General features: G+C 71.4%; 7 protein-coding genes and 2 pseudogenes. 4 read left to right on the top strand and 5 right to left on the bottom strand.

The genetic code is table 11. The annotated features are described in order from the left end of the window. Nucleotides 1-107 precede the first annotated feature (107 nt). A complete protein-coding gene (locus tag IH44_RS0138505) occupies nt 108-650 on the bottom strand; it encodes a hypothetical protein (protein ID WP_157852613.1) in 543 nt (180 codons plus the stop codon). Nucleotides 651-1,204: 554 nt separating this feature from the next. Between IH44_RS0138505 and IH44_RS47035 the strand changes: the two genes are divergently transcribed. Both IH44_RS47035 and IH44_RS47030 read left to right on the top strand, forming a co-directional pair. Next, nucleotides 1,205-1,555, top strand: coding sequence for a hypothetical protein (locus tag IH44_RS47035; protein WP_030464513.1), 351 nt, complete (start codon nt 1,205-1,207; stop codon nt 1,553-1,555). Between the two features lie 53 nt (nt 1,556-1,608). Continuing rightward, nucleotides 1,609-2,337: a dienelactone hydrolase family protein gene (locus IH44_RS47030; protein WP_081967377.1), complete on the top strand. Its 729-nt coding sequence runs from the start codon at nt 1,609-1,611 to the stop codon at nt 2,335-2,337. Between the two features lie 105 nt (nt 2,338-2,442). Here IH44_RS47030 and IH44_RS0138490 read toward each other — a convergent pair whose 3' ends face one another. Together IH44_RS0138490 and IH44_RS49915 are read right to left on the bottom strand one after the other, a co-directional pair. After that, the gene (locus IH44_RS0138490) at nt 2,443-3,426 is read right to left on the bottom strand and encodes an MBL fold metallo-hydrolase (RefSeq protein WP_035957646.1); all 984 of its coding nucleotides are present in this window, start codon (nt 3,424-3,426) and stop codon (nt 2,443-2,445) included. A 469-nt stretch (nt 3,427-3,895) separates the two neighbouring features. Continuing rightward, on the bottom strand, nt 3,896-4,177 hold the full coding sequence (locus IH44_RS49915; RefSeq protein ID WP_369795050.1) for an ATP-binding protein: 282 nt from the start codon (nt 4,175-4,177) through the stop codon (nt 3,896-3,898). Nucleotides 4,178-4,421: 244 nt separating this feature from the next. Here IH44_RS49915 and IH44_RS42030 point away from each other — a divergent pair. Together IH44_RS42030 and IH44_RS0138475 are read left to right on the top strand one after the other, a co-directional pair. Beyond that, nucleotides 4,422-5,183: pseudogene (locus tag IH44_RS42030) on the top strand (SDR family NAD(P)-dependent oxidoreductase); the annotation flags it as partial. Nucleotides 5,184-5,284: 101 nt separating this feature from the next. Beyond that, nucleotides 5,285-5,881 carry a hypothetical protein gene (locus IH44_RS0138475; RefSeq protein ID WP_157852612.1) on the top strand — a complete coding sequence of 199 codons (597 nt, stop codon included), beginning with the start codon at nt 5,285-5,287 and terminating at the stop codon, nt 5,879-5,881. A gap of 51 nt (nt 5,882-5,932) precedes the next feature. Here the strand turns inward: IH44_RS0138475 and IH44_RS47025 are convergent, their stop codons facing one another. Both IH44_RS47025 and IH44_RS47020 read right to left on the bottom strand, forming a co-directional pair. Continuing rightward, on the bottom strand, nt 5,933-6,181 hold the full coding sequence (locus tag IH44_RS47025) for a transposase (protein WP_030464509.1): 249 nt from the start codon (nt 6,179-6,181) through the stop codon (nt 5,933-5,935). Continuing rightward, nucleotides 6,178-6,574 (bottom strand): annotated as a pseudogene (locus tag IH44_RS47020) (ISL3 family transposase); the annotation flags it as partial. The pseudogene IH44_RS47020 and the gene IH44_RS47025, both read right to left, overlap by 4 nt.

Genomic DNA, 6,574 nt, shown 5'->3' with positions numbered 1-6,574 from the left:
TCAACCAACCCATCAACCCCCAGCCCAACAACACAGCCACCCAGCCAACCACCGACCTACCACACCCATGGCCCGTGCCACCCACAAAGCAGCAGACAGGGCCGGAACTAGTTGGACCAACGATTCTTCGGACCGAGCACCTGCAAGTCCGTGGACACGCGGTTGGCGCGGGTCCAGTCGCGCAGGAGGCCGCAGAGTTCGGCGCGGCCCTGCGGGGACAGGCCGACGCTGACGCACAAGGTGGCCCACCGGCCGCTGACGAGGGTGATCTCCAGACGTTCGCGCTGCTTGGGTCCGTGGGCGTACTTGATGGACCGGATGTCCTCGGCCCGGAAAGTGCGCCGGGTGAAGGGGTTGGTCACCACCAGCTCGCGGTTCCGGAGCTCGACCGCGGTCCGCAGCTCCGTCCGGAGCGGCAGCGCCAGCAGCAGCACCGCCCCGATCTGCAGTGCGGTCCGGACCGGTGCCGACGGTTCCGGGATCCCTGCGGCGGCCGAGACGAGCAGGATGCCCAGCAGGAGTGCCAGCCACCACAGCAGCGCGCGCGGCACCGCCCGCCGCAGCGGCCTGCGCACCGTGCGGGTCGAGGCGCCGCCCCCGCGCGGCCGCCAGCCGGCATTCGGGGGAGGGCCGGGCTTGCGGGCACTCAACGGTCGCATCTCCTTGGGTCAGGTGCATCTGTCCGGGGGCCGGTGCCGGGACTGTCCGCTCGCATCGCGAACTCCCCTCCCTGTACGAAAGTTCGAGCAGTGTACCGATCGGGCCGTCCAAGTCCGAGGCCCGGGAACGGGCGCGGCACCGCATCGTGGGAGGTCCCGTGAGCGACGGCTCCGGGTGGGGGGAGAGCCGTCCCGGACCGGAACGGTCCCGGACCGCTCGCCGGTGGTCTGCCGGGTCCTGGTTCGTCAAGCACCTTGGGTGCAGCGGGTGCTGGAGTCGGGTCGCCGCTCATCAGGTTCTGTCCCTCAGTGAGGTGCCGTGCCTGGCCGTGTCCGCTGCTGCGCGTCGGGTCTCCCCCAGGCCCCTTGGGCTCGGGCGGTCCGGCCGACCGGCGGGTGGAGCCGGTGGCGGAGCGTCCAGGCGATCGCTCCCAGCGCGAAGCCGCGGCTGGCGACCAGTCCGTGGCCGTTGTCCCGGGCGAGCCACATCGTGAGGCCGAGGGCAGCACCTCGGCGGCGCCCAGCTGTTCGCCGAGGGCCCCGGCGTGCTCAGCACCGGCGCCCTCTCCCTGATGGAGCGCCTGCTGCGGGCCCTCCTCGACGGCGGCGGGCCCACCCCCGCCGGACGGTGCGGGATCGCCGCCGACGTCCTGCTCGGCCACGTCACCGGCTTCGCCCTGCAGGAGCAGAGCCAGCCCGCCGGACCGCCGGCGGTCGCCGCCCAGCGGTACGCCGACCCGTGCGCCCGTTTCCCGCTGCTGATGGGCCCGTTGACGGAGCGGCTGGACCAGGACGAGAAGTCCGTCCGCAGCGTGCGCCTGCTCTGCGCGGGCTTCACCGCGCCCCCGGACGGCGGGACCGGTGTCCGCGCGAAAACCGGTCGTCCGCACCGGTGACGTGCACTACGCTGCGCGACGGCTGGTTTCTGATCGAATCGACGGGGGATCTGATGGCAGGTCAATGGCAGGAACTGGGCACTCCCGGCGGCCTGGAGGCCCATGTACACCGCCCGGCGGGCGAGGTGCGCGGCGCGGTGGTGGTCTGCTCCGAGCTGTACGGGGTCAACGCCTACCTGCGGGGCGTGTGCGCCGAGTTGGCGGAGCACGGGTACGCCGCGGTGGCACCGGACTTCTACTGGCGCAACGCACGCCGCACCGAGCTGGGGTACGAGGCCGAGGAACGCGAGGCGGGCCTGGTGCTGATGAAGGCCCTGGACCGCGACGAACTGGTCGCCGACGCGGCCGAGGCCCTGGCCGCGGCCCGCGAACTGGCCGGCGGGCGCGGGGTGGCGTTCCTCGGGACGAGCATGGGCGGGCACATCGCCGTGCGCGCGGCCACCGAGCTGCGCTTCGAGCTGGCAGCGGTGTTCTACCCGGGCTGGCTGCTCAACTCCGGCTTCCCGCTGGTCGGTCCGGTGCCCCCGTTGGAGACGGCCGAACGCATCGCCGCCAACGGGGTGCACCTGCTGGGCTTCTGCGGCGAACTGGACCACATCCTCCCCCAGGAGGAGTGGCAGGAGGCCGAACGCCGGCTCACCGCCGCCGGGGTCGAGCACGAGCTGGTCACCTATCCGGGCGCCCGCCACGGCTTCGCCGCCGACCGGCCGGCGGACCACGACGCGGAGGCCACCGCCGACGCCTGGCGGCGGGTGTACGAGGCACTGACCCGGTACTTGTAAGAGGCGCGGTCGGCGGGCCGGGTCCCGCAGGCGGCGGCCGCGCCGGAGGGGTGGGCTGGTGTCTGCCCGGCCTCCGACGCGGCCGTCGGCGTTCCCGGTGGTCCGTCAGGGGCGCAGGTGCAGGGTGGCCAGGTGTTCGGGGCGGATCAGCCGGGTGTGCGGGGAGAGTTGGCGCACCTGGGTGAGCAGGCCGTCGAGGTCCATGCCCGGGTCCTGGACGGCGGGGTCGGTCAGCGGTGTCTCGAAGTCGTCCCAGTGCACGGGGACGACGGTGCGCGGGAGTTCGAGGGCCTGCAGCAGACGCGGCACGTACCGGTGGGTGGTGCGGGCGGTGCTCTCGACCGCGATCATCGCCACGTCCGGCCGCAAGCCGGCGTAGGTGTGCTCGACGAAGTCGCTGGCGCCGGTCAGCAGGGTCGAGGGGCCGTCGCCGAGCCGGACCTGGAAGGCCAGGGTGTCGCCCTCGACGAGTTCGCCGATCGTGCGGGGCGGCGCGGCGGGCGGCGCGGTGAGCGTGCCGGGCGCCCAGTAGCGGTGCTTGGCGTTGCGGCTGTGCAGGCTGGCCACCACCCGCACGGTGTACCCGCCGAAGTCGAGCACCTCGCCGCCCTTGACCACGATCAGCTGGGCCGGGTCGACGCCCGCCGCCTGCAGCAGGTGGCAGGTGGTGGCGGTGCCGACCACCTGCACCCCGCGGCTCTTCGCGATGTACGGGACGTCGTTGACGTGGTCCCAGTGGCTGTGGCTGACCAGGACGAGGTCCGGTTTCCCGATGTGGGCGTCGACCACGTCGGCGGCGATGGTGAGGGGGGTGGCGGGGTCGAAGCCGTGGGTGGGGAAGCGGGTGAGGTACGGGTCGAACAGCACGGTCTTGCCGTTGCCCTCGATCCGCCACCCGCTGTTGCCCAGCCAGGTGAACGCCGTCTCGCCGCCGCCCTGCCGGTCCGGCCCGGGGTCGGCCGCGGCGGCTGTTGTTGCTGCTGTTGCTGCTGCTGCTGGGACGGTGGCGGCCACCGGTAGGAAGGCGGCCCCCGCGACCGCCGTCCGCAGGAGTCCGCGTCGTCCTAAGGTCTTCTCGTTGTCGCTCATGTCCGGCTAGGACGGTCGGTCGTGTGCCGCCGGTTCCACCGCTGGCCGGTCGGGAGGCTGGGCGCTGGGCGAGCTCGCTTCCGTCCTGCGCTGGCGGCACGTCAGTGGCCGATCGGCGCAGCGCGGTGGCCCGGTCGGCACCCGCACGCTGCCGACCGGCCGGGCCCGGGATGCGGGGCGACGGGCCGGGTTCGGGTTCGGCGTGGTTCCGGCGACTGGTGTTGTGGTTCCGGGGCTGTGCCGGCCCGGACGGCCGCCGCACACCGTGGAAACCACGGCTGGCGCCAGGCCGTCAACCCGTGCCGGGTGGGGCGGACCGGTGTGTGCCCGTTGCGTTCAAGGGGCCTCGAACGGCCGACGGGGGGTGGAAGCAGGCGGTGACGGTCTTCCCTTCCTTCGTGGGCCGGGTGCCCCAGTGGTCGGACACCGCCTCGACCAGCACCAGTCCCCTGCCGCCCAGAGCGCCGGGTTATGCTGTCCGCTGGCGAGGAGGGAGGGGACTGTGGTCGTGGACGCTCAGGCGCAGGCAGCGTCCGTCCCACGTCAGGACCAGCTCCGCGTCGCTGTGCGCGTGCACGTGAGCGTTCGTCAGCAGCTCGGAGACTGCCAGCACGACGCCGTCCGCCAACTCTGGCTCGGCTTCGTCCCAGCCGAGCGTCGCCAGATGCCGGCGGACCCAATCACGGCCCTCGCGCACTCCCGCACTGACCGGCATTCGCCGGGCCCAACCCACCGCCTGGATATCGCCCATGCCACAACTCGCCTCCTTGCAAAGACTCCGGTCTCCTCCGACTGCCCCCAGCGCTGTGGCGTATGCACCGACGAATCGGCGGTGGAACGTCGCCTCGACCTGCGAAGCCCGCGCAGCCCGCGAACCGCAGCCGGCCTCCGCCCGCCGGTGCGCGTGCCCAGGACGGGCCGCTGACACGGAGTGCTGCCGCCAGGTCGTTCCAGGCGATCACCTCGCAGGTCGCGGACAGGACGATCACGGCGGCGTGGGGCAGCCGTCGCACCAGAAGGTCGCCCTCGTCACCGGCGCCAGCCGCGGTATCGGTGCGGCCGCGGCCCGCCTGTTCGCCCGGGAGGGCGCCCGGGTGCTGCTCGCGGCCCGCACGCAAGGGCAGTTGGGGGCGGTGAGCAAGGAAATCCGGGCGGCCGACGGCATCGCCGAGTACGCCGTGTGCGACCTTGCCGGAGCAGCCGGTGTCCGTGCCGTTGTCGAACGTTCCGTCGACCTTGTACGGCCAGCTCGACGTCACCTTCAACAACGCAGCCATCAGCGTCCCGCCGGCACCAGTGGACCAAGTGCCCGAAAGGGATCTCGACCACGTCTGCACCGTCAGTCTCAAGGGCACCTGGCTGGCCGTGTCCGCCGAGGTCGCGGCCGTCCGGGCCACCGCCGACACGGGTGCGATCGTCAACAACTCCTCTGTCGGCAGTCTGATGGGCAACCCCGCGCTGCCCGCCTACGCCGCCACGAAGCGCGCGGTCAACAGCCTCACCGAGTCGGCCGCCATCGCCTACGGCCCGGAAGGCATCCGCGTCAACGCCGTCGCGCCCGGCACCACGCTGACCGGGACGGTCCGCGCGTGGAATGACCACTCCCCCGGCGTCATCGTCCAGCTCAACGCGCGCACCCCGCTGCGCCGCGCGGCCGACCCCGACGAGATCGCCCAGGCCGCCTGGCTCCTGGGCGACCGCGCCTCCTACGTGACCTGACCGGAACGATCCTCCCGGTCGACGGCGGCATGCAGGCACGAGAGGGACACAGGGGCGACGACAGGGCTTCGAACGACGCCGGCAGCCGGGCGGCCGGGGGATGAGAAGGATCTGCGGAATTGGCTCTGACCGGAGTTCCGTGATCTCCCTTTCCAAGGCAGGCCCTGATGGCAATGATGGCTCCTTGATAGATATGGATCTGGTGGTGCGTGCAGGTGAGGGGTGGGCTGTGGCTATCAGCACGTTGGTGAACGCCGAATTGACGCGACATGATTGGGCCGCTCTGAGCTGCATGTGCGGCCACTCGGCAGAGCATCTGCCAGTGATGTTCGAGACTCTGCTCACACCGGAGCTACCCCGCTCCGCTTTGGGCTACAGCCTCCACGGCCACGTTGAATACGGCACCGTCATCGGCGAGTGCACCCTGCCGGCGGTCAGCGTCATGCTGGCCGCCCTGGTCGGTGAGGTGGCGGCCAGAGCCCGGACCGAGTTCTTGCAGGCGCTGGCGAGTGTGGCCGCCGGGTCCGGCTACGACAACGAAGCACCTTCGCGGAATGAATACCGCGACAGGATCCAGGAGGGCTTCTGGGCGGTCGTTCACTCCGGCCTCACAGGCAGTGCGGACGACGCTGACATGGCCGCCGATATCTGCGAGATCCTCACCCTTGGAGATGAAAAATCGGCGTACTACCAGGCATTGCTGCGCAACCGTGCACGTGCCATGAGGAAGCGCTGAGCAGTGGTGATGACCTGTGAAACGGCTCTGTCCGGGGTAGTTACGTGAAGCTCATGGTCGGGTGAGGATTCGGGTCCGTAGGAGTCGGAACGAGGCCCGGCCGTACATGGCTCTTTTGAGTGTTTTGACCCGGTTCGCGTTGCCTTCGACCTTGCCGGAGCTCCATTCGAGGGTGAGGCCGGCGGTGACGGCGGCGAGGTCCTGGCGGAGGGAGCCGGCGAAGGAGCGCATCGGGGCGGGGGCGTCCTGCTCGGCCTGGTCGATCCTGTCCGGTAGGAGGGTGCCGAGGCGGTTGGTCATGAGGTCGTGGAAGCATCGGGCCAGGTCGTGGGCCGCATGATCCAGGAGGTGATCCGGCGCGGGCTGGGGATGTCGGCGCGGACGGGGTCGGTGGTTCCCGCGCGCAGGGAGGCGACGTGGCGGCGGACGACCTGGACGCTGCCCCGGTAGCCGCCTTCGCGGATCTCGCGGAACAGCTGCTGGGCGCTGGTGCACCCGGCGGTGAACCGACTGTTCAGGTAGGACTTGAACGGGTCGATCAGCCCCTGCCTGCTGGCCCCGAACTCCCGGGCGGAGGCGAGGAGTTCCTCCAGTGGGGTGGTCTTGAAACGGCGGACGGTCTTGCGGTCGAGCCCCAGGTGGCGGGCGATCGCGCTGATCGTCCACTTCTGCTCCAGCAGCCGGTGGACGTCC

This window comes from Kitasatospora sp. NRRL B-11411 (assembly GCF_000721345.1).
Taxonomy (GTDB): Bacteria; Actinomycetota; Actinomycetes; order Streptomycetales; family Streptomycetaceae; genus Kitasatospora; species Kitasatospora cineracea.
This window is presented reverse-complemented; position numbering and strand designations above follow the sequence as displayed.

Excerpts from the sequence above, each read along its gene's own strand:
- IH44_RS47030 (WP_081967377.1), top strand. The coding sequence starts at position 1,609 with ATGGCAGGTCAATGGCAGGAACTGGGCACTCCCGGCGGCCTGGAGGCC.
- IH44_RS47025 (WP_030464509.1), bottom strand. The coding sequence starts at position 6,181 with ATGACCAACCGCCTCGGCACCCTCCTACCGGACAGGATCGACCAGGCC.
- IH44_RS0138490 (WP_035957646.1), bottom strand. The coding sequence starts at position 3,426 with ATGAGCGACAACGAGAAGACCTTAGGACGACGCGGACTCCTGCGGACG.
- IH44_RS49915 (WP_369795050.1), bottom strand. The coding sequence starts at position 4,177 with ATGGGCGATATCCAGGCGGTGGGTTGGGCCCGGCGAATGCCGGTCAGT.